General features: G+C 63.0%; 23 protein-coding genes and 1 tRNA gene. 12 read left to right on the top strand and 12 right to left on the bottom strand.

All coding sequences use genetic code 11. From position 1 onward, the window contains the following. Positions 1-25: 25 nt before the first annotated feature. From AV059_RS11510 to AV059_RS11500, 3 genes are all read left to right on the top strand, one after another. Positions 26-1,870, top strand: a complete 1,845-nt coding sequence (locus AV059_RS11510) for a hydrolase (RefSeq protein WP_058994535.1) — start codon at positions 26-28, stop codon at positions 1,868-1,870. A gap of 266 nt (positions 1,871-2,136) precedes the next feature. Further along, positions 2,137-3,027, top strand: coding sequence for a coiled-coil protein (locus AV059_RS11505; protein ID WP_004957913.1), 891 nt, complete (start codon positions 2,137-2,139; stop codon positions 3,025-3,027). Positions 3,028-3,064: 37 nt separating this feature from the next. Continuing rightward, positions 3,065-3,763 carry a LysE family translocator gene (locus tag AV059_RS11500; protein WP_058994534.1) on the top strand — a complete coding sequence of 233 codons (699 nt, stop codon included), beginning with the start codon at positions 3,065-3,067 and terminating at the stop codon, positions 3,761-3,763. Here the strand turns inward: AV059_RS11500 and AV059_RS11495 are convergent. Further along, positions 3,758-4,474: an HD domain-containing protein gene (locus AV059_RS11495; RefSeq protein ID WP_004957917.1), complete on the bottom strand. Its 717-nt coding sequence runs from the start codon at positions 4,472-4,474 to the stop codon at positions 3,758-3,760. The genes AV059_RS11500 and AV059_RS11495 overlap by 6 nt on opposite strands. A 286-nt stretch (positions 4,475-4,760) precedes the next feature. On the opposite strand from AV059_RS11495, the gene AV059_RS11490 reads away from it, so the two are divergent. After that, on the top strand, positions 4,761-4,958 hold the full coding sequence (locus AV059_RS11490; RefSeq protein WP_058994533.1) for a hypothetical protein: 198 nt from the start codon (positions 4,761-4,763) through the stop codon (positions 4,956-4,958). Here the strand turns inward: AV059_RS11490 and AV059_RS11485 are convergent, their stop codons facing one another. The 8 genes from AV059_RS11485 to AV059_RS11450 form a co-directional block, all read right to left on the bottom strand. After that, entirely contained in the window at positions 4,959-5,687 is a 729-nt protein-coding gene (locus AV059_RS11485) for a GNAT family N-acetyltransferase (RefSeq protein ID WP_058994532.1), read from the bottom strand. Between the two features lie 281 nt (positions 5,688-5,968). Next, positions 5,969-6,041: transfer RNA gene (locus AV059_RS11480), tRNA-Gln, on the bottom strand. A 127-nt stretch (positions 6,042-6,168) separates the two neighbouring features. Beyond that, a complete protein-coding gene (locus AV059_RS11475) occupies positions 6,169-6,603 on the bottom strand; it encodes a metal-dependent transcriptional regulator (RefSeq protein ID WP_004591305.1) in 435 nt (144 codons plus the stop codon). Continuing rightward, positions 6,600-7,082: a hypothetical protein gene (locus AV059_RS11470; RefSeq protein WP_058994531.1), complete on the bottom strand. Its 483-nt coding sequence runs from the start codon at positions 7,080-7,082 to the stop codon at positions 6,600-6,602. The genes AV059_RS11475 and AV059_RS11470 overlap by 4 nt, the downstream gene beginning before the upstream one ends. A 353-nt stretch (positions 7,083-7,435) precedes the next feature. Beyond that, the gene (gene sufD / locus AV059_RS11465) at positions 7,436-8,647 is read right to left on the bottom strand and encodes a Fe-S cluster assembly protein SufD (protein ID WP_058994530.1); all 1,212 of its coding nucleotides are present in this window, start codon (positions 8,645-8,647) and stop codon (positions 7,436-7,438) included. Between the two features lie 2 nt (positions 8,648-8,649). Beyond that, the gene (gene sufB / locus AV059_RS11460) at positions 8,650-10,080 is read right to left on the bottom strand and encodes a Fe-S cluster assembly protein SufB (protein WP_005537802.1); all 1,431 of its coding nucleotides are present in this window, start codon (positions 10,078-10,080) and stop codon (positions 8,650-8,652) included. Between the two features lie 36 nt (positions 10,081-10,116). After that, positions 10,117-11,049, bottom strand: coding sequence for an ABC transporter ATP-binding protein (locus AV059_RS11455; protein ID WP_058994529.1), 933 nt, complete (start codon positions 11,047-11,049; stop codon positions 10,117-10,119). A gap of 125 nt (positions 11,050-11,174) precedes the next feature. Continuing rightward, the gene (locus tag AV059_RS11450) at positions 11,175-15,206 is read right to left on the bottom strand and encodes a DNA polymerase domain-containing protein (protein ID WP_058994528.1); all 4,032 of its coding nucleotides are present in this window, start codon (positions 15,204-15,206) and stop codon (positions 11,175-11,177) included. A 107-nt stretch (positions 15,207-15,313) separates the two neighbouring features. Between AV059_RS11450 and AV059_RS11445 the strand changes: the two genes are divergently transcribed. From AV059_RS11445 to AV059_RS11435, 3 genes are read left to right on the top strand one after another with little or no spacing between them, the layout of a single operon-like run. Further along, on the top strand, positions 15,314-15,505 hold the full coding sequence (locus AV059_RS11445) for a hypothetical protein (RefSeq protein ID WP_004517169.1): 192 nt from the start codon (positions 15,314-15,316) through the stop codon (positions 15,503-15,505). A 42-nt stretch (positions 15,506-15,547) separates the two neighbouring features. Next, positions 15,548-15,949: a hypothetical protein gene (locus AV059_RS11440; protein WP_058994527.1), complete on the top strand. Its 402-nt coding sequence runs from the start codon at positions 15,548-15,550 to the stop codon at positions 15,947-15,949. Positions 15,950-15,976: 27 nt separating this feature from the next. Beyond that, positions 15,977-16,399: a hypothetical protein gene (locus tag AV059_RS11435; protein WP_058994526.1), complete on the top strand. Its 423-nt coding sequence runs from the start codon at positions 15,977-15,979 to the stop codon at positions 16,397-16,399. 25 nt (positions 16,400-16,424) lie between these two features. Here the strand turns inward: AV059_RS11435 and rad50 are convergent, their stop codons facing one another. The 3 genes from rad50 to AV059_RS11420 all read right to left on the bottom strand — a co-directional run bounded on the left by rad50 (position 16,425) and on the right by AV059_RS11420 (position 20,838). Continuing rightward, positions 16,425-19,100 (bottom strand): DNA double-strand break repair ATPase Rad50, encoded by a 2,676-nt coding sequence (gene rad50 / locus AV059_RS11430; RefSeq protein ID WP_058994525.1) that lies wholly within the window; start codon positions 19,098-19,100, stop codon positions 16,425-16,427. 13 nt (positions 19,101-19,113) lie between these two features. After that, positions 19,114-20,388, bottom strand: coding sequence for a DNA double-strand break repair protein Mre11 (gene mre11 / locus AV059_RS11425; protein ID WP_058994524.1), 1,275 nt, complete (start codon positions 20,386-20,388; stop codon positions 19,114-19,116). Positions 20,389-20,472: 84 nt separating this feature from the next. After that, on the bottom strand, positions 20,473-20,838 hold the full coding sequence (locus tag AV059_RS11420; RefSeq protein ID WP_058994523.1) for a hypothetical protein: 366 nt from the start codon (positions 20,836-20,838) through the stop codon (positions 20,473-20,475). A gap of 189 nt (positions 20,839-21,027) precedes the next feature. Between AV059_RS11420 and AV059_RS22965 the strand changes: the two genes are divergently transcribed. The 5 genes from AV059_RS22965 to AV059_RS11400 all read left to right on the top strand — a co-directional run bounded on the left by AV059_RS22965 (position 21,028) and on the right by AV059_RS11400 (position 25,823). Then, entirely contained in the window at positions 21,028-21,156 is a 129-nt protein-coding gene (locus AV059_RS22965; RefSeq protein WP_255356126.1) for a hypothetical protein, read from the top strand. A gap of 90 nt (positions 21,157-21,246) precedes the next feature. Beyond that, positions 21,247-21,756: a hypothetical protein gene (locus tag AV059_RS11415; protein WP_058994522.1), complete on the top strand. Its 510-nt coding sequence runs from the start codon at positions 21,247-21,249 to the stop codon at positions 21,754-21,756. Continuing rightward, positions 21,753-22,226, top strand: coding sequence for a hypothetical protein (locus tag AV059_RS11410; protein ID WP_058994521.1), 474 nt, complete (start codon positions 21,753-21,755; stop codon positions 22,224-22,226). The genes AV059_RS11415 and AV059_RS11410 overlap by 4 nt, the downstream gene beginning before the upstream one ends. Continuing rightward, a complete protein-coding gene (locus AV059_RS11405; RefSeq protein ID WP_058994520.1) occupies positions 22,219-24,081 on the top strand; it encodes an ATPase, T2SS/T4P/T4SS family in 1,863 nt (620 codons plus the stop codon). Before AV059_RS11410 ends, AV059_RS11405 begins: the two co-directional genes overlap by 8 nt. Then, entirely contained in the window at positions 24,078-25,823 is a 1,746-nt protein-coding gene (locus tag AV059_RS11400; protein ID WP_058994519.1) for a type II secretion system F family protein, read from the top strand. Before AV059_RS11405 ends, AV059_RS11400 begins: the two co-directional genes overlap by 4 nt. The last annotated feature ends 27 nt before the right edge of the window (positions 25,824-25,850 follow it).

Raw genomic sequence — 25,850 nt, 5'->3', positions numbered from 1 at the left:
GCCCTCGGGGAACGGGCCACAAGGTATGTCGCTGGAGTGGCGCGGCGCGGCGGTTGCGCCGGACGACGAGATGCCGTCCCCGGAGGCGTGGGAACCGGTGTCGGTGCCTGGCCGGCCCGAGCAGTTCGCCGGGGCCGAGGCCGTGGCCTACGAAACGACGTTCTCGGACCCGCGGGACGAGAGCGACGCACACGCCCTGCTCGTACTGAGTGGAACCTACGCGCACACACGTGTGTGGTGCAACGGCGATCTGCTCACCAGCCACGACGCCTACTTCGAGCCGCTCCGGGTCCGACTCCCCGAGAGCGAGGAATACCGGGTCGTCGTGGAATGTCGCGCGCCGGAGGACCGTTTCGGCGGTCTACACGCGACCGACCAGCTTCCGCCGGAACGCTGCGTTCCGGGCATCTGGTGGGACGCGACCCTCGAAACCCGACCGGACCCGTGTGTGAGCGAACTCTCGGTCCAGCCACAGCTATCGGAAGAAGACGTGACCGGTGCGACGGTGGACGTGTCGGCGACCGTCCTGACCGAAGAGCCACTCGACGACCGGATTACACTCTCGCTCCGGCCGGAAGGTGACGTTCGCGGCGGCGGGATGATGGACCGAGCCCGCGTCTCGACCGATGAGGAGACGACGTCGGTGACCTATACGATGGACGTACGCGACCCATCGCTGTGGTGGCCCCACGACCGCGGCGAACAGTCCCGCTACGTCCTCAGGGCAAAACTCGGCGACGACGAGCACTCGGTGACGACGGGACTCCGTACCGTTTCGTACGACGATGGCCTGCGGGTCAACGGCGAAAACGTGCCGGTTCGCGGCGTGACGCTGCTGGACCCGACCGCGGAGGACGTCAAGCGGGCCGTCGACGCCAATGCAAATCTGGTTCGGGTACGGGCGCAGGGGACGCCGCCAGAGGTGGCTCGCGCCTGTGACGACCACGGCGTCCTGCTCTGGCAGGACCTTCCCTTGTCAGGCCCCGGTTCGTTCGACACCGAACGAGGAACTGCCCTCGCGGCGCAGCTCGATGCGGCATACGCACAGCATCCCAGTTTCGCGGCGGTCGGTGTTCACGACGAGCCGGTGCCGTCGTACGCCAATGGGCTGGGATCGGGCTTTCTCGACCGACTTCGCTTTCGGTGGCGTGCCTGGCGGGCTAGCTACGACGACGCGGATGCCGCATCGGTGGCGTCGGCCGTCGACTCCGTCCCGACGTTCCCGGTCGTCGGCCCCCCCGGAATCGACCCCGACGCGGCCACGCTGTACCCGGGGTGGCGGTACGGCGACACGGCCGACCTCCCGTGGCTCTGTTCCCAGTTCGACGTTGGGGATGTCGTGGCAGGCTTCGGGGCCGGTGCGCTCGGTACGGCTGATCCGGCAGACTGCCCAGGGTTCGACCGCGCCCGGCACAACCGATATACCAACGACGGAGTGGCTGCGTCACAGGCGTACCAGGCCGACGTTGTCCGCGGGGTGGCCGAGGGATTGCGCCAGCGCCGCGCACCGGTCGTCGTCCTCGACAGTCTCCGAGACGTCGGCGATGCGGGTATGGGCGTACTCGCCGCTGACGGGAGCGAAAAGACGGCACACGACGTGCTCGCCGACAGCTACGAGCCCACACAGGTCGTCCTCTCCGCGCCCAGTCCCGGAGAGCGGGACGTCGTCGTCCTCCACGACAGGCCGGAGAGTGCGAATCTCACCGTCGAGTGGGACTACAACGGCGAGCGCGAGCAGGCCGAACACACCGTCGGGCCCTTCGCCCGCGTCCCCGTAGACACGCTCACGCTGTCGGCCGGCGACGAGGTGACACTCGCAGTCACCGACGGACAGCACGTCGTCAAGAACGAGTATCGTATTAGCGAGTAATACAGGTGCGTGATATGCCATGGAAACTTGATGCGATAGTGGCCGTCTCACCCCTGAAATATGGCGTGTGAGACGTTGACGCGGTATTCAATGCACCGGAATGTTTAAACAATATCCACCTCTATTTGTAGACACCAGAACGCTTCCGCGTTCAGGCAGTATCGCTTTCAGCCCAACATGAGAGGGAACCCTTGTTATTGGTGTCAGCCCCTCAGTAGTGGGCCGACTGTCTGTGCTGAAGCGGTGATGGCATAGAGGATTCAACAATGGCAGACTCGATAGACGAATCAAAGAACGTTACAGTAACCGAAGAGGATCTCGAAAACAAATCGAAAGGCGAGCTCATCAAACTCGCCGGCCAGCTCCGCGACCGACGAAACGAGCTGAACCAGATGGCGTCCGAGCGGGCCTCCGCCCGGGACGACCTGAACGCGAAGACTCGCGAGAAGGTCGACGAAGCCCAGGAACACCGCGAGAAGCGCGACGAGCTCAACGAGCAGGTCCAGGAACACAAGGACCAGCGCAACGAGCTCAATGCGGAAGCAAACGAGCTGTTCGACAAGGTCGACAACCTGAAAAACGACCTCGAACTCGATGAGGGGACGTCAGTCGAACAACTCAAAGAGGAAATCGAGGACCTCGAGTTCAAGCAACAGACCGAAGTGCTCTCCTCGGAAGACGAGAAGGAGCTCATCGAGAAGATCGAGACCAAGCGCGAGAAGCTCCAAGAGAAACAGGAGAAGCTCGATCAGGGCGGCGACCTCGAAGAGCTCAAAGAGGAAGCAGAAGAGGTCCGCTCTGAAGCCTCAAAGCACCACCAGAAGGTCACGGAACTGGCCGACGAGGCCCAGAAGCACCACAACGAGATGATCGAGGCCTACCGCGAGGCCGACGAGATCCGTGACGAGGCCGACGAGAAACACGAGGAGTTCGTGGATGCTCAGGAAGCGGCCGACCAGCACCACGAGGACTTCGTCCGCGTCCAGAAGCGCCTCCGCGAACTCGACAAGAAGGAAGAAGAGCAGGAGCGCTCCCAGCGCGAGGAGAAGCAGGAAGCCGCTCGCGAGGAAGCAGAGGAGATTTATCAGAAGTTCAAGGAAGGCGAAACCCTCGACACCGAGGACCTGATGAAGCTCCAGAAGGCCGGCAAGCTGTAAGTCTGTAGGATTTTCTCTCTGTTTTCACTGACCATAGATGCATCACCCACTCGGCCTGCTCCAGCTCGGTGCGCTCTCGCTCGTCCCGACAGCCCTCGGCGGGGTCCTGTTTGGCCTCGCACTCGCTGCGCCGCCGGGCCCGATGAACGCCGTTATCGCCGAGGAGAGCGCACTGCGGGGCTGGCGGGCTGGCTTCTTCGCCGGCCTCGGCGCGATGACCGCTGACGCCTGTTTCCTCGTGCTCGCCGTGCTCGGTGCCGCCACAGTAATCACCGAAACGCCGGGCGTTCGCCGCGTAATGGTCGGTGCCGGCGGGCTCCTGATGCTCTGGTTCGCGTACGGCGCAGTCCAGGAGGCCAATACAGCAGTGACAGAGGGAGACTCGTCAGTCACGGCTGGAGACAGTCGCGGCTTCCGCAAGGCCCTCGTTCTGGCGTTGACAAACCCCTATCAGGTCGCCTTCTGGCTCACCGTTGGCGTGGGCCTCCTCGAACCCGGTGTGGTCGACGTGTCGTCGTACGTGCCCGCAGTCGGGACTGACGCGCTAACCGTACAGACCGGGCATCCGGTTTTGTTGGGTGGGTTTTTCGGCGGTATCGGTCTCTGGATTACAGGGTTTCCGGCGGCGATTGTCGCCGCGAGAGCGCGTATCGAACGGCTCGCACCACTAATCGCGTGGGTCAGCGCCGCTGTTCTCGCCGGGACTGGCGTCCTGTTCCTGCTGCGAGCGCTATGAGTCGCCCATTCCGGTCGCCACGTCGTCAAGGTCGTCTTCGACGGCCATTTCGGCGACCTCCATCGTCAGCCACTCCTGGAACCAGCGGGTCCGCTTGAGCCGCTGGTGGACGAGAGACTCGGCGGTGTCGCTCTGAACACGCTCGCGTGCGTCTTCGCCGCGCTCAATGACACGGTCGACCATCTCGGCCGCGTCCATGTGCGTCCGGGACTCATAGCCCATCCGCAACAGCATCAGGGCAGTCCCGTTCGCACCGACCTTATCCAGGATATCCGCCTCGATGAGACACTGTACTTCGAGAGGCAGGTCGTCCAGCGACCCCTGGTATGAGTGGACCTCAACAGCGGAGCAGACCTGTTCGATAAACGATTCAGGGTAGTCACCGTGTGCCCGCAGATACTCGCGTGCGATCCGAGCGCCGGCCTCCGCATGGAGGTCTTGCTCGGCTTCCAGTTTTGCGATGTCGTGAAACAACGCTGCCACGCGAGTCACGTCCACGTTCGCCCCCTCCTTGCGGGCGATTTTTGTCGCGATGTCGACGACGTTGAGGATGTGGTTGAAGCGATACTCCGCGGAGTGCCACGGGTACCAGCGCATGCGACCGCCTTCTTCTTCGTTTTCGACGCTCGCCGCGAGGTAGTCGTGGACGAACTCCTTCATTTCCTCGAACGCGTCGGCTGAGACAGGTGACTCCCTAATCTCGACGCCCACAGCACCACCTCCGGAGACGGATTTCGATATTCATCTTACACATATAGACGTACGTTCGACTCTTTAGCGTTACGACAGGGAGAACGGCTGCCACACCCGGCGTTTCTGGATGCAAGCAGCGTCGCAAAGCTGGTCTTCAAACCAGTTGCCCGAGCGGCGGACAGCCGGCATCATTGTCCCCGATTACATGTCAGGCGAGGTCTCTGTCGGGCGACAGCCGCGGCTGGTTCTCAACGGCTGAGAACATTAGTCCGGCTTTTTACATCTAATAGAGAAATCGGTATATATGCCTCTCCAGCCACTGCACATGCCCGTCGGCGACGTGTCGATCGTTACCCACGCGATGAGCGAACACCCAGTGACTGACGTCCTCGTTGGCGTCGGTATTGCCCTGTGTCTGTTCGGACTGTACTACAAGCTGATACTACTCCCGGCGAACAGACAGGAGTCGTCACAGCGCAGGGGAGGGCAGTCGCCGCCGTAATTACAGGTAGGCGGCGTCCCAGCGCATCGGCTTGCGAACGTTCCCGCAGTTGTCACATTCGATGCGACCCATCGAGTCCATCGCGTTCGCCAGCGTCTCACAGTTACTGCAGAAGTACCCGTAGCGGTCGCTGCCCTCCTCTGTGACGTGGACCACGTGGAACGGCGCCATCGACCCGGACTCGTGGTTGTTGTGGTCGACGTAGACTGTCCGGCCGTCGTCGGTTATCCGTTCGCGGCCAAGTTCGTCGGCGTCGGTGTAGAGGTTCTCGACGTAGGTCCGTCCGGCGATGTCGACTTCACCCGTGCCGGCGCGCTCGAAGCCGCGGTCCTCGTAGAAGCTGTTGCCCTCGACGTTGTCGGCCAGCACGCGCCCCTGAAGCGTCTCGGCACCGTGGTCATGGAGTTTCCCATGAGTCTCGTCAAACAGTGCTGACCCAATCCCCTCGCCGCGGTATGCCGGGTCGACGTGCAGCCAGAGAATCGTCCCGATACTGTCGCCCGATAGGACGCTCTCGGAGAGGCCGACCACCTGCCCGTCCCGCTCGCCGACGAGAATCAACCGATTACTCTCATCGTCAAGCACTGCCTCGATACGCGCTTCGTCGTACCACTCCTCGATAGCGCTTGTAATCGCCTTCGGCCCCAGCGAATACGACGCCTCTAGTGAGCGACGCGCCACGTCACGGATAGCCGGCCGGTCCGATGGCACTGCCTCCCTGATTTGCATATGCCACTAGTTGGCACGGAACATCATAAATCTACAGTTCGATGTCAGAATTTGAGACACTCGTTGGGCTATTCATGCGAGGACGCTACGATTTGTTGCCTCGACTGGGAGGTGTCTGACCGTTATCCACTGCTATCGTTGCCACCCTGCGGAAATGCGGCCGCTGTTCGTGCCCTGTCATCGGATACTTCGGGCGGATTCGAAGCACATCACGAACGAAGCGAAGTGACGTGCTTCGAATCCGCAGCGATATCTCTCGCTCACCTACGTTCGCGAGAAGATAGTCCCGGGCGGATTCGAACCGCCGTCAAGGGCTCCAAAGGCCCTTATGATTGGCCACTACACCACGGGACTGCACTCACTCTGTTCGCTTGACCCGTGAGAGTCGCAATTCCAAAGGAATTGCTCACCACCACGGAACTGCACTCACTGTATTCGGAATAATCGACGGAACGCACTTGAACGCTTCGAGAGCAGGCGGTCAGTCGCTGGTGACTTCGGCCTCGACTTCGAGCAGGCCACAGACATCGCCCTCGGGGTCGAAACAGTCCGGACACTGCGGTTCGCGGTCGATGATCGTATCGAGGCGATCAGCGACCGTTTCATCGATGACACCCTCCAGTTGTTTTGCCTCGGCCCGGAACTCCTCGACCTCGAGCACTTCGATGAGGAACCGCTCGATAATGCAGTAGTTCTGGAGCGCCTCGCGAGCCTGTGCGATCCCGTCGTCGGTGAGGTCGACGCCCTTGTACTTCTCGTGGTTCAGCAGCCCTCGGTTTTCGAGTTTGCCGATCATCTCGTTGGCGCTAGCCGGGCTGACATCGAGCATATCGGCCACGTCGCCGGTGGATGCCGGACCGTCTTCTTGCTGTTGCGTGAGATAGATCGCTTTCAGATATTGGGCCTGCGTGTTCATTGGTAGTCCTCCATCAGGTCGGTCACGTCTTCGACACCCTCCGCCTCGTCCTCGCGGATATCCGACAGCACGGCCAGCAGCCGCTCGCGGTCGATGGTGAATGTTACGTCCGACGCCTCGATTGCGTCGATGAGGTCGTCATAGAACTTGTACGCCGTCTCCTCGTTACAGAGCTGGTCGTACAGCACGCCGTCGAAGTCCTCGTCGGCTTCGTACTGGGCCTCGACCAGCATCTCGATCTCCTCAAAGGGGACGGTGTCCGCTTCGAGGTCGTCGATGAGCGCCTCCAGTTGCCGGCGGTGCTCGGCGGACTCGGTCTCGGCGTGTTCAAGGAGGTCAAGGACCGCCTGCTCGTGCTCTCCGCTCGTTTCTTCGGCGTGCTTGGCCGACCGTGCCTCGACGACCTCTTCGAGGACGATGCCGATCTGTAGCAGCCGGGCGAGCTGATGGTCGGACGCCACCGGCTGTGTGAGACTCACGGCAACACCCCCACTCGGCGCTGTGCTGCAGTCATACACGTAGTTCGGGGAGGGCTGGACTTAAGCGGTTCCCTGTCGCCGAGCCGGCGCGTCCGCTTCAGCCGCGGCCATCCCAATTCATGTTCCGCCTGCTGCCTGTTCGTCTCAGGCGGATCGCAGCGCTAGCAGCAGCTACCGAGTTGTCAGTGATGCAGATATGCGGGCTAAAAACGGATTGTCGGACTCCGTGAGTATCCGCCTACGTACGAGAATACCGTCGGAGAATGGCTCCGACGAGCCTGCGAGAGAATCAGACGATTACTCCCGGAGACGACGGGGGAGTGGACACTCCCCGGCCGTCGTTCGTGCGTTACTCACTCACGAAGCCGCTCGTAGATCAGCTGGTCGAGGTCCTCGCGGAGTTCGTCGACCTGCACTTCTTCGAGGACGGGGACGAAGAAGCCCTCGACGAGCATGTTCTTCGCTCGCTCCGGGTCGACACCGCGGGAGGTCATGTAGAACATGTCCTCTTTGTCGACCTGCCCAACCGTCGCGGAGTGGGAGGCCTCGGTGTCGTGGTTGTTGATGATGAGCTTCGGCGACGCGTCGGCCTCGGAGTCGTCGGAGAGCATGAGCGTGTTCTCACGCTGGTACGACGACGTGTCCCAGGCCTCGCGGCCGACGTCCTGAACGCCTTCGTACACCGAACGGGCGTCGTTGTCGAGGACGCCACGGGTGACGAGGTCGGCGATGGTGTGTTCGGCCTCGTGCCAGACCCGCGACGCGATGTCGAAGTGCTGGTCCTCGTGGCCGAAGAACGCACCCAGAATCTGTGACTCGGAGGAGTCACCCAGCAGTCGGGTTTCGACGTTGGACTTGGTCAGGCGGGAGCCGATGTTGCCGTCGATCCAGTTGACCGTGGCGTAGGTGTCGGCGTGGCCGCGCTTGACCTGGAAGTTGTAGGTCTCCTCTGAGAGATTCTGGAGCGCGCCGTACTGGACGTAGGCGTTCTCCTCGGCGACGACCTCGACGATCCCGGAGTAGTACTGGTCAGCGTCAGTCGTCTCGCCGGTCCCCTGGCGTTCCAGAATCGTGACCGAGGAGGACTCCTCTGCGAGGACGAGCGTGTAGTTGAACAGCGACTGGCTGTTCATCGTCGTCCGGATCTTCACGTCCTCGGCGTCGACGCCTTCGGGGACGTAGACGACTGTCCCAGCCGAGAACAGGGCCGTCGACAACGCAGTGAGATAGTCCCGCTGCGGGTCGACGACGCTGCCGAAGTGGTCCTTGACGAGGTCTGCGTGCTCGTCGAGCGCCTCGCTCCAGGACAGCACTTCGACGCCCTCTGCGTCGACGCGGTCCTTGTCCTGTGCGTAGTCGAGCGGGTCGACCAGCGACTCGTAATCGAGCGCGTCCAGGTTCGTCCAGGTTCGACCCGGCGTCCGGATGACATCCGGCATCTCCAGGTCCTCGAGCGCTGCGAGTGCGTCCTTTCGCGTCTCAAGCAGCCACTCGGGCTCGCCGAGATCGTCTGAAATCTGTTCTACCTGGGCCTCTGTGAGATTGGCGTGTACCTGCGTACTCATGGTTATCCGAGCGACCCCTCCATCTCAAGCTCAATGAGGCGGTTCAGCTCAACGGCGTACTCAATCGGCAGTTCCTCCGTAATCGGCTCGATGAAGCCGGCAACGATCATCTGCTTGGCGTCGTCGTCATCCAGTCCGCGGGACTGGAGGTAGAAGACGTCCTCGTCGCCGATCTTGCCGACGGTCGCCTCGTGGGCAACGTCGACCTTGGACTCCTGAATCTCCATGTACGGCATCGTGTCCGATGTCGACTCGTTGTCGAACATCAGGGCGTCACACTCGACAGAAGTCGAGGAGTCCTCGGCTCCGTCAGCGATGTGGACGAGGCCACGGTAGTTCGTGCGGCCGCCGTCCTTACTGATGGACTTGGATTCGATGGTGGACTTCGTTTCGGGGGCGTTATGATAGACCTTCGCGCCCGTGTCGATGTCCTGCCCCTCGCCGGCGAAGGCGATGGTGATGTGGTTGTCCGTTGCGCCGGGGCCCTTCAGAACGGTGGAAGGGTACAGCATCGTGGCCTTCGAGCCCATGCTGCCCGAGACCCACTCCATCGTGCCGTCGGCCTCGCAGATGGCGCGCTTGGTGTTGAGGTTGTACGTGTTCTTCGACCAGTTCTGGACGGTCGAGTACTGGACGTGAGCGTTCTCCTTGACGAACACTTCGACGCCGCCGGAGTGGAGATTGAACTCGGAGTACTTCGGGGCGGAACAGCCCTCGATGTAGTGGACTTCGGAGTTCTCCTCGGCGATGATGAGCGTGTGCTCGAACTGGCCCATGCCGTCGGAGTTCATGCGGAAGTACGCCTGCACGGGCATGTCGACCGTGGTGTCCTCGGGGACGTAGACGAACGACCCGCCGGACCAGATAGCGCCGTGTAGCGCCGCGAACTTGTTGTCGCTCGGCGGCACGGCCTTGGTCATGAAGTACTCTTTGAGGATGTCTTCGTGTTCCTGGACAGCCTTGTCCATGTCACAGAAGATGACACCCTTGTCTTCCCAGCGCTCCTGCATGTTCTGGTAGACAATCTCGGACTCGTACTGCGCGCCGACGCCCGAGAGGGCGTTCTTCTCGGCTTCCGGGATGCCGAGCTTGTCGAAGGTGTCCTGAATCTCTTCAGGGAGATCATTCCAGTCGTCGACCCCGCCGCGGGTCTCGATGTCGGGACGGATGTACGGGACGATCTCGTCGACGTCGACCTCCGAGAGGTCGGGCGCGCCCGGCCAGCCGTCCGGCATCGGCATTTCGTGGAACTGCTCGAGTGCGCGAAGGCGGCGCTCGAGCATCCATTCCGGCTCGTCCTTGTCTTCGGAGATGACCCGGATGGTCTCCTCCGTGAGGCCCTTCTCGGCTTCGAAGGCGGACTTCTCCTCTTTCTTGAACTCGAAGCGCTTCTCCGTGTCGGTTTCTTTGAGGTGGTCTTGATCTGAACTCATAGTGTGTGTAGTGTTATCGCTGTGTACGGAAGGGCGTTACGCGGCCTCGTAGGCTTCCTCTCGGACCCAGTCGTACCCTTCGTCTTCGAGCTTTTCGGCGAGTTCTGCGCCACCGGAGGTGGCAATCTGGCCGTCGAGCATCACGTGGACGTGGTCGGGTTCGACGTAGTCGAGGATGCGCTGGTAGTGCGTGATCTGGAGGATGCCTGCGCCCTGCTCGTCACGGAGCGCGTTGATGCCGTTGGAGACGTCCTGTAGTCGGTCGATGTCCAGCCCGGAGTCGATCTCGTCGAGCACGGCAACGGAGGGCTCGAGGATCGCGGCCTGGAGGACTTCGTTTTGCTTCTTCTCGCCGCCCGAGAAGCCAGCGTTGAGATACCGGGACGCGAACTTCTCGTCCATGTCCAGTTGCTCCATCTTCTCTTGGAGGATTTCCTGGAACTCGGCGACGCCGATTTCGCCTTCTTCGACGTTGCCCTCCATCGGGGAGGTGTCGTAGCCGGCGGCGTCCTCGTTGGTGTCGCCACCCTCTGCGTCGGCTTCGTCTTCCTCGTCGTCGTCCTCGAAGAGCTCCTCGCGCTCTTCGAGTTTGGCGTTGAGCGCGGTGCGGAGGAAGTTCACCATCGTGACACCTTCGATCTCGGCCGGGTACTGGAAGCCGAGGAAGATGCCGAGCGCGGCGCGCTCGTTCGGTTCGAGGTCGAGCAGGTCCCATGTTCGGAGGTCCTCCGGGATTTCCTCGTCACCGAACTCGTCCTCCTCAAGGTGAATGAGTACTTCGCCGTCGGTTACCTCGTAGGCAGGGTGGCCGGCGATGATCTTCGCCGTTGTGGACTTACCCGAGCCGTTGGGACCCATCAGCGCGTGGATCTCACCAGACTCGACTTCGAGGTTGACACCGCGAAGAATCGTTTCACCGTCCTCTTCTGCGACTTCTGCGTGGAGATTGTTAATTTCGAGTTTCGCCATAGGTATCTCTTAGGTCAACCGAAAGAAGGTACGTTTCACCCATGAAGCTTTCGCATTGCTGTGAACTCAACTTCTGTATATAGAAACAATATTTCTTGCAGCAGTAACCACCTGCTTTCTGTGGGTTACATGAAACTGCCGAGTCCCGTCTGCTCCTGCCCGGATTTGACCTCCTCCCAGGAGATGTCCATGGCCTCTAGAATGCGGGCAATCGGGCCTTTCAGCGTCTTATCGAGCATCTTGTCCCAGTCGATTTCGAACTCCTCGGGAATCTGATCCGCGTACTCGAAGCAGATCACGTCGGGGTCCCGACGGAACTCGCCGTACAGCGGGTCCCGCTGGGGGTCCAGCCCTTCTTCTTCCTCGATACGCTGGAAGAAGTCCGAGTGGACCCGGTCGAGATACAGTCGCTTGGGCTTGGACCCGCTCTGGAAGTTCGTCCCCAGCAGGAGGTTGGCGTACTTCGCGCCCCGGACCTGCGCGGTGTCAGTGTCGTAGTTGTCGAGTTTCTTCCCGATGCCACCGGGAATGCCCACGTCGTCGTAGTTGACGTTGCCGTCCTGATAGTCCTCGATGACATCGCTGACGTACTGCTTGATCGACTCGGCGTCCTCGCCGCGGACAATACGGTCGATAACCTCTTTCTGGACCCGCTTCGTGATTGGGGCGATGTCGGACCGCTGGTACTCGAACCCGGTGATGTCGATGTCGTCGACGTGTTTCCCCTCCTTCCAGACGATGTTGCCCGCGTAGCGCTTCTTTTTGCCCGCCTGGAAGAATCGCCGGTAGAGCTTCTCGAACTCGATTTCGAACCGGTGGAACTGGGCGTTCAGTTCCTCCAGCGCGAACTCGTCGTACGAGTCGTTGATCGTTTCCTCCAGTTCGAATCCTTTCTGGATGGTCGCAGCGACGAGTTCGAGCTCGTCGTCGCCCATCTCTGGGTGTTTCTCGCGCATCTCGTCGGTGACCGTTGCGTCCCCCTTGACATCCTCCGGGCCGATGTCTCCCAGTTGGAGCATGACGGAGTCGGTGTCCCCGTAGACGACCTCGTACCCCTCGTCGGCAACGACTTCGTCGGTGTAGTCGATGACCTCGCGACCGGTGGCGGTGACCGCCGCGCCCATCTCCTTGTCGTAGAGCCGGAAGCGATCCCATCCCAAAACGCCGTATAGAGACTGACCGACGAACTGGAATGTCCCGTTGCGGCCGGCCATGAGCGTGTGGTTGTCCGCGACAGTGACACAGTAGACGCCGTCGTCGGCAGTGCTCCGTGCCCCGCTGCGGTGCATTCGGAGCGTGTTCTTGCTGTCTTCCGTGACGTAGATCCGCCATGAACCGCTGTCACGGTTGTAGTTCGCAGTCAGCCCGAGGTGTGCACACAGCCGGAGCACGTCGTCGCGGAGCTGGTCGCTGGATGTCGTATAGCGCCAGGAATTCTTCTGTCGGTCGCCGTCACCGGCGATGAGCGTGTCGAGGAAGTGCCGCTTCTGTCGCTGGCTCAGGTCGAAGACGAAGTCAGGAATCTGCTTCTCGAAACTGCCCCCGCCACAGACGTTCCGGAGTTTGTCACCCAGCAGCGCCGACGTGAACTGGTAGCTCCGGTCGTCGACGTAGTAGTCGAACCCCAGTCGGTCGAGCAGGTCCCCGATTGCCGCGTGGTCGGACTCGCCACCGTCCGCGATGGCCTCCTGTGCGATTTGCACCGTCGTCGATGCCCCACGGGTCTTCTCACCGAACTGTTTCGTCTCGGACGTGTAGACGTTCCCCTCGGTGATGTACCACGCGAGCAGTTCCAAGAAGTCGTCGCCGTCGAAGGTTCGCGGAATCCACTTCTGACCCGATTCAGCGTGGACATACGTCCGCTCGGCGACGGACTCGATATACTCGCGGTTGGCCTCGAACTCGTCGGGGTCGAAGACATACCCCTCCTCACCGATGTCGTTTTTCAGAACAGTATCCGGATAGCGCCCGATTTCGGCGGCGAATGTATGCCCGTGGACCGACGGCCGGACCCAGACCTCGTAGTCGTCGACGAACTCGGTCAGGTCCACCGTGTCCAATGGATCGCCGTCTGGCCCGTCCCAGTCGTGGGGGAGTTCGTAGTTCGTGGCGTCGTCGAGGTCGCCGGCTTCGACGAAACTGTACCCATCCTCGGTGATACCGTTGGTCTCGTTCTTCCGGACGAGCATCCGGTGGTTGGGCGTCACGCGGAAGTCCATCTTGGTCGTCTCAATGTCGACCAGTTCACCGCGGTAGTCCGGATACGACTGTGTCTCGACGACCGGTTTGACTTCCATCTCCTCCGTCTCGGGGTCCAGCGAGTACACCTCGTCGCCGATTTCGAGGTCCCGGATATTCCGAACGCCAGCCGGTGTCAGCACGTCGGTATCCGGCGTGAAACAGTTCATTATCACCTTAACTGCCGCTTGCTGGCGGTCAAAGCGCTCGTACTCCGGATTATCGGGGTCGAAACTGTTCCGCTGTGCCTTCTTCTCCTCGCGCTCTGAGAGGAGCTCGTCGACCATTTCCCGGATGACGCCGTCCGGCTCCTTTCGGAAGTGCGTGCCATTGGGCGCGCGGTAGGTGTCGCCGTCGTATATCTCCGGATCGACTTTCGTCTCCGGGCTGGCGTTGGTCGTCACCATGCACATCGGGTACAGCGACTTCAGGTCCAGCACGGTGACGTTCTCGCGGACGCCGGTGATGGGGTCGAAGACAGCCCCACCTTCGTAATCCTCGCTCTCCTGTTGCCCCTTCGAGGGGAGTGCGAACTCGCCGTGGAGCTTGTGGAGGACGTACATATCGACGGCGTCGCCGGGTGTCGTCGCGTCCTCCAGTTTACAGCCGACGAAGGTGCGGACCTCGTCCCAGAAGTCGATGATGTCCTGCTCGCGGTCGAGTTCGACACACAGCTCCACGTCACGGAGGTTGTACTCCAGCAACTGCTCGGGGTCCTGTTCCCAGAGGTCGCCGATGTCGCCAGTGTAGCGCTCTTTACCGACCCCGAGTTCCTGCTCGCCGACAGCGTCGAGCCGGTAGGATTCGAGTTCGGTGAACTGCGTTCGCTTGTAGGCATAGAGGAGATCGAAGACGACACGGCCTTTGATATCGGGGCCGCCCCAGCCTGAGCGCCAGACCTCGTCGACCCGCGAGAGGCGGTCTATCTGGAGGTCGAAGTCGTGGTTGTAGCTCTGGAGTTCCTCCAGTCGGTCAAGGAAGTACGGTGCGTCGAAATCATCGAAGTTCCAGCCTGTCAGTACGTCCGGGTCGGTGTCGACGATGTAGTCGACAAAGGCCTCCAGCATGGCCTCCTCCTCGTCGAAGACGCGCACGTCGGCCTCGAAGTCCTCCCGAATCGGGTCGTAGCCGGCCAGCGTCTCGGGACCGTTGACGCCGTCAGGGGACTCGTACAGCCAGACGACGTACTCGTCGCGGTAAGAGTCGTGGGAGGTGAGACAGATGATCGGTTCCTCACCGTCCTCGGGGAACCCCTGTCTGTCGTCGACCTCGATGTCGAAGGTGTTGACCCGCGGGTCGGCGTGGGCCTCGACCGGCGTTATCTCCTCGTGATGGACCTTCAGACTCCCGTCGTCAAGTTCGCGGGCAGGGACGCGAACGCCACTCGTGATGTCCTTGTCGATGAGCAGGCGGTTGGGAAAGAGGATGTCCGCCTCGTAGTGGTCGAAGTCGTCACGGATCTGTCCCACATCGCGGGGCGTCTGACCGAATATCTTCGTCAGGCGCTCACCGCGAATCGATTCGTAGGGGTCGCCAGCGTCGGCTTCTTCCCAGCCGGCGATGCTGTCGTACTGGCGGAGTCCGTCCTCGGTGACGCTGTCGGTCGGTGCGTAGAAGTAGGGTTGGAAATCGAAGACACGAGCGTGGACCGGCTCGTTGTCGTCGGTGCGTCCGAAAACGTGGACGACCGGAGACTCGTCGTCGCCCTGCCTCTCGATGGTGTAGTCGACCTGCGTGACGACGAATTCGACGGTCTCCTCGACCGGCGGGAACTGGCGCTCGTCGATGTCGACGACGCTCGTTCCGCTGGTGTCGCTCCCACCGTTGCCCGCGATGGCCGCCGCTTCGTCGGCGACCGGGCGGTCCTCCTCCGCGTCTTGCTCGAAGTCCCCCAGCGTGCCCTGGGTCCCGTCACTCATTCTTGGCCTTGTTTCGAGATGCCGCATAAAAACACCGGCGGTCGATGGGGTATTGCCACAGGCAGAAAGTATATGCCATCGAGTACCATACCCAAGTTTGACGGCCAATGTCGCACCACGCATCCCCCCACGGCGAGGCGGATAGGTCCGAAGAACTGCGGTCGGAGCCGGCGCTCCCGGACGCCATCCAGACGACCGAGACTTACGAGACCGAGGAGGGGACAGTGTTTTACGACGCAGAGAACCCCCTCGCGTGGCTACAGACTGACACGGCGCTCACCTTACAGGAGATCGCCTGACACAGAGTCCTTTTATTTGCCGGCCGACGTAATGAAGCTGTGATGGATATCCCCGGCGATGACGAGCACAACCAGAGTCCGGGGGTTCTCTCCGAGAAGAGCGAGCACGAGCCCGCGGAGTTCGACCCGGAGAGTCTCGGGCCGGACGTGCCCTCGCCGTCGGACAGCGATTACGACGGCGAGGCCACAGGGCTATTCGTCAGGCTCGTCATCGTGTTCAACGTCGCACTGCTGGCGCTCTCGCTCGGCCCGATGCTTGCTTACTTCGAGGGACAGGTCGACCTCGGGGTTCGGATATTCCTCGTCGGCGTCATCGCCTTCGGCTACGGAACGTTTCGGTACGTGAAGTTCGAACGGGAGCGCAAATCGGACGACGAAGACGAACCAACCGAGACAACAGATACCCAGCCCGACAGCGTAGAGGCAGGCGACCACAACGGCTAACCGGCCCGGTCAGCTACGAACAGCCATATGCGTACTGTGCGGGACGACGACGGCACGCGGTACTTACTGTTGAAGGAGTCCACTGAGTCGAGTCTGGTCCGAAACCCGGAAACCGGCGAACAGCAACACCTCCCGAACGCCGACCTCGAACCTGTGGATGGCGAATCACCGCTGGCCACGGCCGCTGAGGGCGTTCCTGACGCCGCCCGCCAAGTCATTACAGCGGCCCATGACGAACGTGCCCTGGGCCTGCTCGTGGAACTCGACGAGCGCGGGCCGCTCTCCGTGGCGGAGTTGCTTTCGGCCTACGACCTCTGTGAGAGCGACCTACACGGCTTGCTAGCCGAGTTCCGCGCTGCCGGCCTGCTCACGGAGGCGACAGTCCACGGCCAGCGTGGCTACGACACGACCGAAACGGCCAGCGATGGGCTGGCACATCTCCGCGACTGAGGGCTGTCCAGCGTCGCGACTGCGGTCAGGCCAGTTCCGCGACCGTCGCTTCGACCTGCTCGACCCGCGAGCGGTTGGTCGTAGCGTCTTTCTCGACGCGGACGAGGTCGTCCGCCGCACCGACCAGTTCCTCGTCGTGGCTGACCACGAGAATCTGTTCGACGCCGACCTCATCGCGCATATACTCCACGAGGTCGAGCAGTTGTGTGACGTGGCCCGAATCGAGGAACACTGTCGGCTCGTCGAGGATGAGCGGCGGCATCGGCGCGGCCCCCTCGATGCCTTCGGCGAGCAGTCGGTAGATGGCACACCGCAGGCTGAGGTTGAATAGCGCCCGTTCGCCGCCGGAGAGCTGTTCGGGCTCTAGCGGTTCGCCGTCCTTCTGGTACACCGTCAGCTGGTACTGCCCGTCGAGTTCGATGTGGGAATACGAGTCGTTCTGATACACCAGATCGAACGTCTGATTGAGCATCCGTTCGAGTGTCTCAACGTTGCGCTGGCGCAGTTCCGCCCGGAGTGTGCCGTACATCTCCTGTAGCTCCTCGGTCTCCTCGTATAGCGTTTCGAGTTTCTCCAAGGTCGCTTCGAGGTCTTCGCGCCGGTCCCGCAGCGACTCCAGTTCCTCGATTTCGTTCGTGACGCCACCGATAGCGTTCTGGAGTTCGTCGCGTTTCTCGCGTTTCTCCGTCAGTGCCTCCGTTGCCTGGTTGATGTACTCTTTCGCCCGCTGCTTCTCGCTTCGAGCCTCTTCGATGCGGTCCTCATCGAACGACTCAGCCAGGTCCTGCTTGCGCTCGCGCTTCTCCGCGAGCTGGTCGCGGCGCTGGTCGTTCAGTTCGGCCTGCTGACTGCGCTTCTCTCGCAGGCGTTCGATGTCATCGTCGCAGTCGTCAATATTCGCAAGCAGGTCTTCGACCCGCTCTAGGTTCTCTATCGATTGTTTGACCTGCTGGCGCTCCTGATTGTACTCGGCGACGACCGAGCGACAGTCCTCGGCCTGCTTGCGGGCTTTGGCGGCTTTCTCGCGCTTCGTCTCGGCCTCGGACTCATGTGCTGTTGCTTCTTTGCGGAGCGTCTCGATACGCTCCTGGTCCGCGTCCAGCCCCGCTTCTTTCTCCTCGACCAGTTGCACGATGTTCGAACGGTTGTTCTCAAGCGTCGATAGCTCGTCCGCTGTCTCGACCAGTTCTGTCGCGGTCTCGTGTTTCGATTGCAGCTCTGAAACGTCTTCGCGGGCGTCCGCGAGCAACTCCTCTAGCTCCGCAATCCCCTCGCGGTCGTCCTCGATAGAGTCGACGTGCGGTGACTCGGCCACGTCCTGCCCGCACTCGGGGCACTTGCCGGCCTCCAGCAGCGCCTCCGCCTCGGCCAGCGCCTCGCGCTCGCTCTCCAGTTTCGTCTCCAGTTCGGTCACCCGCTGTCGGGCGTCTTCAAGGTCACTGGCGACGGACTCTTTATGCGACTGCACCCCATCGCGGTCAGTCGGCGCGTCCTCGAACTCGGCTTCGAGGTCGGCGATCTGGTCGTCGATGTCGCTGATCTGCTCCCGGCGCTCGGCGATGGTCTCCCGCGCTGCTTCGATGTCTGCTTCCAGTTCGTCGGCTTCCTCGCGCTTGTCCTCGGCCCGGGATTCGAGGTCGGCAGCGCTCTCAGCGAGCGCATCGGCGGTGCTGCTGTGTTCCTTCGCGTCGACCCGCTGGTCCTCAATGCGGCTCTGCAGTTCGTCGTCGCGGGACTGGAGTTCGTCGAGTCGCACATCGACGGTTTCGGGGTCCGGCTCCGAACTTTCGAGGTCTGTTTCGGCCACTGTTTCCGAGAGGTCCTCGCGCAACGACTCTCGCTGGTCCTGCAGGTCGCTGACCTGCTCTTTGAGCTCAGTTCGTTCCGTCTCCGTCTCTGTGATGGTCGTCTCCAGTTCCTCAATGTCGGCTTCGAGGGTCGACAGTTCGTCGCGTTTCTCTTCGTACTCTTCAAGAACCGACTCGGCCTGCGTGAGCGTTTCCTCGGCGGTGGCCTTCTGGTCCTCGATGTGTTCGATCTCGTCCTGCAGCTCCGATTCCTTCGTTTCGAGGCCGTTCAGGCGCTCGTGGAGGTCCTTCTCTTCTTTCTCCTGAATCTGCTCGTCGAGTTGTGAGAGGGCTCCCTGTTTGTCATCGCGGACCCGACCGACCCCGACCCGGGCGTCGCTGGCCCGCTCGCGGTACGCCTCAAGTTTCCCCAGTTGCAGGAGGTCGTCGAGCATATCCTGGCGGTCGCCGGGGGAGGCGTTGATGAGTTTGTTCACCTCGCCCTGACGGACATAAGCGCAGTTGACGAACGCCTCGCTGTCCATCCGCAGGAGTTCCGTAATTCGTCGGCGTACGTCGCGTGCCCCCTCGTAGTTCCCTTCGGGCGTCTCCAAGACGCATTTCGCCGTCGTCGGTTGCGCTCCGGTCGCACGGACCCGGCGCGTGAGGTGGTAGTCGCCGCCGGCGTGGGAGAACCACAGTTCCACGGTACAGTCGTCGGCCCCGATGGTAACCACGTCTCCGAGGTTCTCATCTAGTGCCTTCGAGCCGTACAGCGCGAAGAAGCAGGCCTCAAGCAAGGATGATTTCCCGCTCCCGTTGAGTCCGTGGATGACGGTCACGCCGTTGTCAAGTCGCAGGTCGGCATCGTCGTAGCACTTGAAATTGGATAGCTTGACACGCTGGAATTTCATTGTTGCCCCTCCATTACAGGAACTCCTCGACGCTCGCCTGACCGTCGTCATCGGCCCCGTCTACCGGTGCCTTGTCGTCGGCCTCGTTCACTGCCGCTCCGTCGTCGGTGTCATCCTCAACTGTGCTTGCGTTCGCTTCCGTGTCGGACGTGCCATCGCTCACAACCGTTTCCGTGTCGGCTGCGAGGGCATCCGACTCCTCGGAGAGCAGTTCACGCACGTGCCGTTCGACCTCGTCTTTGACGTTCGCGTCAGCGACCTTCGAGGCGCGGATCGTCTCGTCGATATCGTGGGCGGCCTCGCTCAGTCCGAGGTCGCGGACACGTTCGGTGACGGCGTCGTCGGGGTCGGCGAAGCTGATATCGGTTTCTCGCTCCTCGGCCGTGATTTCCCGGTGGTCAGTGACGCGAGCCACGAGCGCCCCCCGATCGAGCGCGAACGATTCGACGCTAGCTGGGGTAACCGGGTCGCCGTCGCCGCTGATAGAGACGATGACCACGGCGTCCTCCAAGTCGTGCTGGCCGACGCGGCTCCGGACCCGTTCGACGCCTTCCTCTGGCCCGAGGTCCACGTCGACGAAGACAAACTCGCGGGTGTCGAGACCGCGGCGGGTGATCCGGACCTCGTCGTCGAAGGTGACGATGTTGTAGCCGCGATCCTCGCGCTCGCTCGCACTCGCGCGCTCGGTCGATCCGCAGTAGGTGACCCAAGCGTCCTTGACTTGCTGTTTACCGGGGTCGTGGTTGTCGCCCAGCAATATCGCGTCGAATTCGACCGACGACCCGGTCAGAATTTCTTCGGCATCCCAGTCGCCGTAGTCGAAGGGCTGGAACAGGCCGTGAGTGACCAGCGCGGCGCTGTCCGCGCCATGTGGGGCGAAGTCGTAGTCGAGGTCGTCGCGTTGCGAGCGCGGGACGAAATCGAGACCGTAGAAGGCGGTGTCGCCGATGACGGTCGGCTCGTCGTCGAGCCGCGTCGCCAGGCCCAGCGATTCGTACAGATCGAGCCACTGGGCGTCCCGCTTGGCTTCGTGGTTGCCCACGACGGCAAGAAACGGAATACCGGCTTCAGAGAGTTCTTCCAGAACGGTCAACGTGCCCATGATGTCCGCGAGGGCCGGGCGGCGGTCGTGGAACAGGTCACCAGCGTGGACGACGGCGTCAGCGTCGTCCGCGATAGCGTCCCGGACCACCTGCCGGAACGCATCGAGGAAGTCGTCCCGTCGGTCGGGGACGTTGTACTGCTGATACCCGACGTGAGTATCGCCGGTGTGTATCACCCGAGTCATTTGCCCATCCGTAAGCCAGCGCCACCTAAAGGGGTATCGTGAGCGGAGTGAAAGTGGTCGGCGGCACTGTGGTCAGCCCGCTGGCTACGACCCATCACCGGGTCCCGCCGCGGCGTCCCGGTACCGCCGGAACGCTCGCAAAGCCGCCCGGCCCTCGTCTGCCAGCCCGCTCACCTCGTGTTCGGCCTGTGCGACGGCTGCTTCGAGTTGTCCGACGCCGAACGTCTCGACGAAGGCGACCGCTTCGTCTAAATCGTCGGTTGCCCGGATTGCTCGTTCGATGACCGTCCGGTAGTCAGCGTCACTGCCCGTCTCGTGGGCCCCTATCCGGCCTGCGCTACTATCGCCCTCTCGGTCAGCCGCTCGGGTCAATTCGCTCCCGTCGTCACCGTCGCCATTTCCATCAGCGAGCGCCGAGAGTGCCGCTTTCACCTGGTCGCTATCGGCCATAGGACGGCGTGGGCACGGCATCCAAGATAAACGTTCGCTGGCTCTGGGTCAGGTACTGGCGCGTTCGAGACCACAACTCAGTCGAACCGATCAAAAACGCATACAGTTTAGTAATCTGACTGGTTTGATACAGCTACCGACCCAGCGCCGGTGCTAGTCAACGAAAAGCCACTATCGGATTTCACCACCATGCCACTGCGCAAATTCCGCTCCGACGAGGAAGCGCTCTCATCAATCACAGTCGTCGCGTTGCTTATTCTTGCAACCCTGCTCATCTCCGTCATCCTCGCGCTGTTCATCCTCGGCGTAGGCGGGTGAGGCGGGAGAGTATCGTCAGGCAGTGGCCGACGCGCTTCCCGAAGTACCCCGTCCAAGCGTTCAAATACGAGCACGGGCCCAGCGCCGGGCATGACAGATATCGAAACGCTGGCCGACCGGCTCCGTACGGTCGAACGCGCGGTCACGGACGGAACGACAGAGTTCCCGGAGGTAACGGAACTTGCCGAGTTGGAGAGTCGTGTGGACACCGTCGAAGAACGTATCGATGACATCGACGAACGGACGGCGGCGCTCGAAGCCGCCACACAGGCCCTCCGCGGGTACGTGGGGAACATCCGCGCGGTCAACGAAGACGTCGAACAGCGCGCCGACGCGGCGCTGGCGGCAACTGACAGACTGGAGGACCGGCTCGACGAGGAACTGTCGTCGTCGACATCTGACCCACCAGCGGCGGGGACCGATCAGTTACGGGCGGAGACGGCACAGGGCCATCCAGGTCTGTCGGGTAGCGGCGACCACACAGAAACGAACGCCACGACCGAGGAACCGACCGATTTCTCCGCCATCACCGACGGCGGTGACCCCGACGACGAGACTCCTGACGCGGGCATCGTCGGGCGCATCCGCGCGCTGCTGTGATATACCGGCTGGTCCTCGCCGTCGCGGTCATGACCGCACTTGTCGGTGCAACAGCGCCGGCACTGTCGACGGCCCGAGCAGACGCGGCCAGTGGTGCCATGGAGCGTCAACTGGACGAACTGGGGGCCGAATTGACCACTTTAGTCGAGACTGACGACGCGACGGTGAACGGCGACGCGCGGCGCGCAGTGGAGATACGACTCCCACAGCGGACCTACACGAACGCCGGCGTCAGTCACCTGCAGTTCGCCGAGCGGGCCGGTGTCGGCGTCGCGACCTGGACAGTCGAGTCCCGGAAGCAGACCGAGCGGCTGGTGGGCATCCCGATCCGACCGACAGCGGGGACCGACCGACTCGACGAACCCGGCACACATCGGCTCGTGTTCGTGCTGACGCGGTCAGATGGTCAGCGGATACTGCGGGTCCATCGGTTTAAGTCAGAAGCCGCGGCGAGGAGTAGCCATGCGTGAGTGGCTCTTTGGCTCATCGACAGCGCCCGAGTGTCGCTGTGAAACGGCCATTGAGGGCGGTCGACTGGTGGTGACAGCGGGTGAGTGTCCGGGCGGCGGCGACCTGGCCGCGTCGGCTGACTGCCGGGCGACAGTTATCGATTCGCTCTCCTCGGCCAGTGTCGATACTGTCGTCACGGAGCAAGCAGGTCAGGAGCGAGTGTACAGCGATCGGGCGGCAGCGGTGCTCACCGCGGCTGGCCGGTTCGCGACCAGAGTCGCCTCGCTGGACGACCGCCTCGCAGACCGCGCTCGCCGTGATCCAGTCGCTGCCGCCGCGGAGGCAGTCGGGAGAGCGGGGCCGGTCGCTGACTTGGCGGCGGAGACCGGGTTGGCGGTCGCCACAGAAGGCTTCGATACCAGCGAACAGGCACTCACTGCCTACACCGGGCCAACGATTAGCGACGCCCGTGTCGGCGCAGCGCCGCCAGCGGATGCAGCTCTCCGAGACCAGCAAACGCTCCCGACAGAGGCCGTCGTTCGGAGATACAACACGGGCAGTGACCAACTCCCAATGTATCATATCGAGCCCCGCGAACAGCGGTTCGACGCGGACACGATGGAGACGCTTGTCAGGGCGTACGAGCGAGTCGCGACCGCTGCCGCCGACGGCGGCTGTCACCCGTACAGTGCAGCGAACGCGGTTGCCGACGATGGCTCGACGGCAACCGTTGTCGGGGCAGTACTGGAGAAACACACGGGCGGGCTCGGGATTCTCGAAGATATTTTCGCCGATCAGCGGGTGTCAGACGTGTTCGCGACAGCCCCGGTGAGCGACACCCGGCTCCGAGTGCGCTGTGACGGTGAAACCATGCGAACGAATATCCGCCTGACGCCGTCGGGCGCGAACACACTGGCGTCGACGTTCAGACGGTCGAGCGGCCGGGCGTTCTCGCGAGCGAATCCGACGCTCGATGCGACAGCAACGGTGGCTGACCGGCAGATTCGCGTCGCCGGTGTGAGCGAACCGGTCAGTGACGGCCTTGCCTTCGCCTTTCGCGCCCACGACAGCGACGTATGGCGGCTGGCCGACTTCGTCGACAACGGGACGATGCCAGCCGCCGTCGCTGGATTGCTCTCTGTCGTCGTGGAGCGCGGCGGGGCCTGCCTCGTCGCCGGCCCCCGCGGCGCGGGCAAGACGACGACCCTCGGGGCGTTGCTCTGGGAACTTCCCCACGAGGTCCGGACCATCCTGATCGAGGACACGCCCGAGCTTCCGGCGTCGTCCCTGCAATCCGACGGACGGGACGTGCAGGCACTTCGGACCGCGAGAGGAGAGGGGCCGTCAGTCGATGCCACAGAGGCCCTGCGGACCGCGCTCCGACTCGGCGAAGGCGCGCTCGCCGTTGGGGAGGTCCGCGGCGAGGAAGCCAGCGTTCTCTACGAGGCGATGCGTGTCGGTGGCGGCGACGGGGCCGTCCTCGGAACGATTCACGGGAACGGCCCCGAAGCGGTTCGGGAACGGCTGGTGTCGGACCTCGGTGTCCCCGTCCAGTCGTTCGCCGCGACAGACGTCGTAGTAACGCTGGCTCCGCCCGCGTCGGAGCACGGCCGCGGTATCGCATCTGTCGCGGAAATCGTCTCCCACGGCGACGACGTTTCTTTCGAGTTGCTCTACGAGCGCGACGGGGCGACAGCGACGGCCACCGGTCGCTTAGAGCGGGGTAGCAGCCGTCTGGTGGAGTCACTCGCCGCACCTGGCGAGTCATACGCCGAGGTACTCGACGCTATCGAGACACGAACCGAGCGATTCGAGGGGTCGGTGGCTGTCGAGACGCACGGGACCGAGCCGCCCACAGACGAGGTCCAGCCGTGAGCCACGCCAGCGGTTCAGACGACTCTGGCGACGACACGAACACGACACCAGACACATCGCTCACAACCGCAGTCGTTGCGGCCTGCTCTGACACTGTGGAGGTACCAGATGACTACCGGCGGGCGTGTCGACTGCTCTCGATTTCGGCTCCGCCTGAGACACTGCTGACGGCGAGCTACGTCGTTGCGGTGTGTGGCTCCCTGTTCGCACTGCTCGTCACTGTGGCGGTGACCGGACCGCTGGCGACGACTGTCAGTCTCGGGTTCCTCGCCCTGTCCCTGGGTGTCGCAGCGCTGGGACGGTACGGTGTCCCCTTTGCCGCGGAGGCGAAGCGCATCCGAACGCTGGGGGCCGCACCGTCGCTCGTCACGACCTTAGTGCTCGGCGCGACGCTGTGGCCCAGCGCTGAGCGGGCGGCGGCGTTCGCTGGACGGACCGGAGACAGCCTGCTTGCCAGACGGCTGCACTACCACCGACAGCGAGCCGCAGGTACGCCACAGAGTGGTCTGGGAACGTTCGCGGCGTCATGGAGCGACCGGTTCCCGGCGCTGGAACGCTCGGTCGGGCTGGTCGAAAACGCGACAGCGGCTCCAGCCAAGGAGCGGCCCGAAGTGCTCGAACGCGCACGACGATGCATCCTTGATGGGACGCGCGATGAGATGGTGGCCTTTGCGGCCTCACTCCGTGGTCCGGCGACCGGCCTGTACGCGTTCGGTGTTCTCCTGCCGCTGGCGATGGCGTCACTGTTGCCCGCCGCCGCTGCCGCGGGTGTGCCTGTGACCGCCCCCGTGCTGGTCGGGACCTACGGCGTTATTTTGCCCGCCGCGCTGCTGGTCGCCTGTTGCTGGCTCCTGGGACGGCGACCGGTCGCGTTCCCGCCGGCGACAATCCCGCGGAGCCATCCGGACGTGCCGGCGTCGGCGCTCCCGTCGATCGCGGGCGGCATCATCGCCGGAATCGGTGCGTGGTTCCTTGCCGGCGCACTCGTCGCTACGTGGGCGTCTCCCATCGGCGCACTCGGGGCCGGCGTCGGGAGCGCGCTCGTCAGCTACTACCGACCGGTCGCCGAGGTGCGCGACCGAATCACCGACATCGAAGCGGGCCTCCCGGACGCGCTATCGGCCGTCGGTCGACGGCTGGACCGCGGCCAGTCGGTCGAAGCCGCGCTCGTCGAGACTGTCGACGAGACTCCGAAACCGACCAGCGCCGTCATCGAAGCCGCCGTCGCGCGTCAGGAGCGTCTCGGCACCAGCGTCAAGGGGGCGTTTCTGGGTCCCGGCGGCGCGCTCGCCGACGTTCCGAGCCGCCGTACCCGTCGGGCGGCGACCCTGCTGGATACGGCCGCGACAATTGGACCACCGGCGGGCGAGTCGGTGACCACGATGGGTGAGCATCTGGACGCGCTCCGGGCCATCGAGCGTGAGACGCGCCGCGACCTTTCGAAGATTACCGAAACGCTATCGAACACCGCCGCGTTGTTCGGGCCACTGGTCGGCGGCGCGACCGTCGCGCTGGCTGGGTCGATGGGCGGCGGCGAGCAGTTCGCTACCGTTCCGAGTGCGTTGCTGGGCCCGGTTATCGGCTGGTACGTGCTCGTTCTGGCTGTTTTGTTGACGGCGCTATCGACGGGCCTGCATCGGGGTCTCGACCGCGCGCTCGTTGGCTACCGAACCGGCCTGGCGCTCCTGTCGGCCACGGCCACTTTCTTTGTCGCCGTCGTCGCCACCGGGCTGCTGGTCTGAGTGTTTAAATCGGAGAACGCGGCCAGG

The organism is Haloarcula sp. CBA1127, assembly GCF_001485575.1.
Classification (GTDB): Archaea; Halobacteriota; Halobacteria; order Halobacteriales; family Haloarculaceae; genus Haloarcula.
This window is presented reverse-complemented; position numbering and strand designations above follow the sequence as displayed.

What these genes read in the sequence shown, in the direction of transcription:
- rad50 (WP_058994525.1), bottom strand. Translation starts at nt 19,100, where the DNA reads ATGAAATTCCAGCGTGTCAAGCTATCCAATTTCAAGTGCTACGACGAT.
- AV059_RS11420 (WP_058994523.1), bottom strand. Translation starts at nt 20,838, where the DNA reads ATGGCCGATAGCGACCAGGTGAAAGCGGCACTCTCGGCGCTCGCTGAT.
- sufB (WP_005537802.1), bottom strand. Translation starts at nt 10,080, where the DNA reads ATGAGTTCAGATCAAGACCACCTCAAAGAAACCGACACGGAGAAGCGC.
- AV059_RS11505 (WP_004957913.1), top strand. Translation starts at nt 2,137, where the DNA reads ATGGCAGACTCGATAGACGAATCAAAGAACGTTACAGTAACCGAAGAG.
- AV059_RS11435 (WP_058994526.1), top strand. Translation starts at nt 15,977, where the DNA reads ATGCGTACTGTGCGGGACGACGACGGCACGCGGTACTTACTGTTGAAG.
- AV059_RS11415 (WP_058994522.1), top strand. Translation starts at nt 21,247, where the DNA reads ATGACAGATATCGAAACGCTGGCCGACCGGCTCCGTACGGTCGAACGC.
- sufD (WP_058994530.1), bottom strand. Translation starts at nt 8,647, where the DNA reads ATGAGTACGCAGGTACACGCCAATCTCACAGAGGCCCAGGTAGAACAG.
- AV059_RS11485 (WP_058994532.1), bottom strand. Translation starts at nt 5,687, where the DNA reads ATGCAAATCAGGGAGGCAGTGCCATCGGACCGGCCGGCTATCCGTGAC.
- AV059_RS11405 (WP_058994520.1), top strand. Translation starts at nt 22,219, where the DNA reads ATGCGTGAGTGGCTCTTTGGCTCATCGACAGCGCCCGAGTGTCGCTGT.
- AV059_RS11445 (WP_004517169.1), top strand. Translation starts at nt 15,314, where the DNA reads ATGTCGCACCACGCATCCCCCCACGGCGAGGCGGATAGGTCCGAAGAA.
- AV059_RS11440 (WP_058994527.1), top strand. Translation starts at nt 15,548, where the DNA reads ATGGATATCCCCGGCGATGACGAGCACAACCAGAGTCCGGGGGTTCTC.
- AV059_RS11490 (WP_058994533.1), top strand. Translation starts at nt 4,761, where the DNA reads ATGCCTCTCCAGCCACTGCACATGCCCGTCGGCGACGTGTCGATCGTT.
- mre11 (WP_058994524.1), bottom strand. Translation starts at nt 20,388, where the DNA reads ATGACTCGGGTGATACACACCGGCGATACTCACGTCGGGTATCAGCAG.
- AV059_RS11455 (WP_058994529.1), bottom strand. Translation starts at nt 11,049, where the DNA reads ATGGCGAAACTCGAAATTAACAATCTCCACGCAGAAGTCGCAGAAGAG.
- AV059_RS11510 (WP_058994535.1), top strand. Translation starts at nt 26, where the DNA reads ATGTCGCTGGAGTGGCGCGGCGCGGCGGTTGCGCCGGACGACGAGATG.
- AV059_RS11500 (WP_058994534.1), top strand. Translation starts at nt 3,065, where the DNA reads ATGCATCACCCACTCGGCCTGCTCCAGCTCGGTGCGCTCTCGCTCGTC.
- AV059_RS22965 (WP_255356126.1), top strand. Translation starts at nt 21,028, where the DNA reads ATGCCACTGCGCAAATTCCGCTCCGACGAGGAAGCGCTCTCATCAATC.
- AV059_RS11450 (WP_058994528.1), bottom strand. Translation starts at nt 15,206, where the DNA reads ATGAGTGACGGGACCCAGGGCACGCTGGGGGACTTCGAGCAAGACGCG.
- AV059_RS11475 (WP_004591305.1), bottom strand. Translation starts at nt 6,603, where the DNA reads ATGAACACGCAGGCCCAATATCTGAAAGCGATCTATCTCACGCAACAG.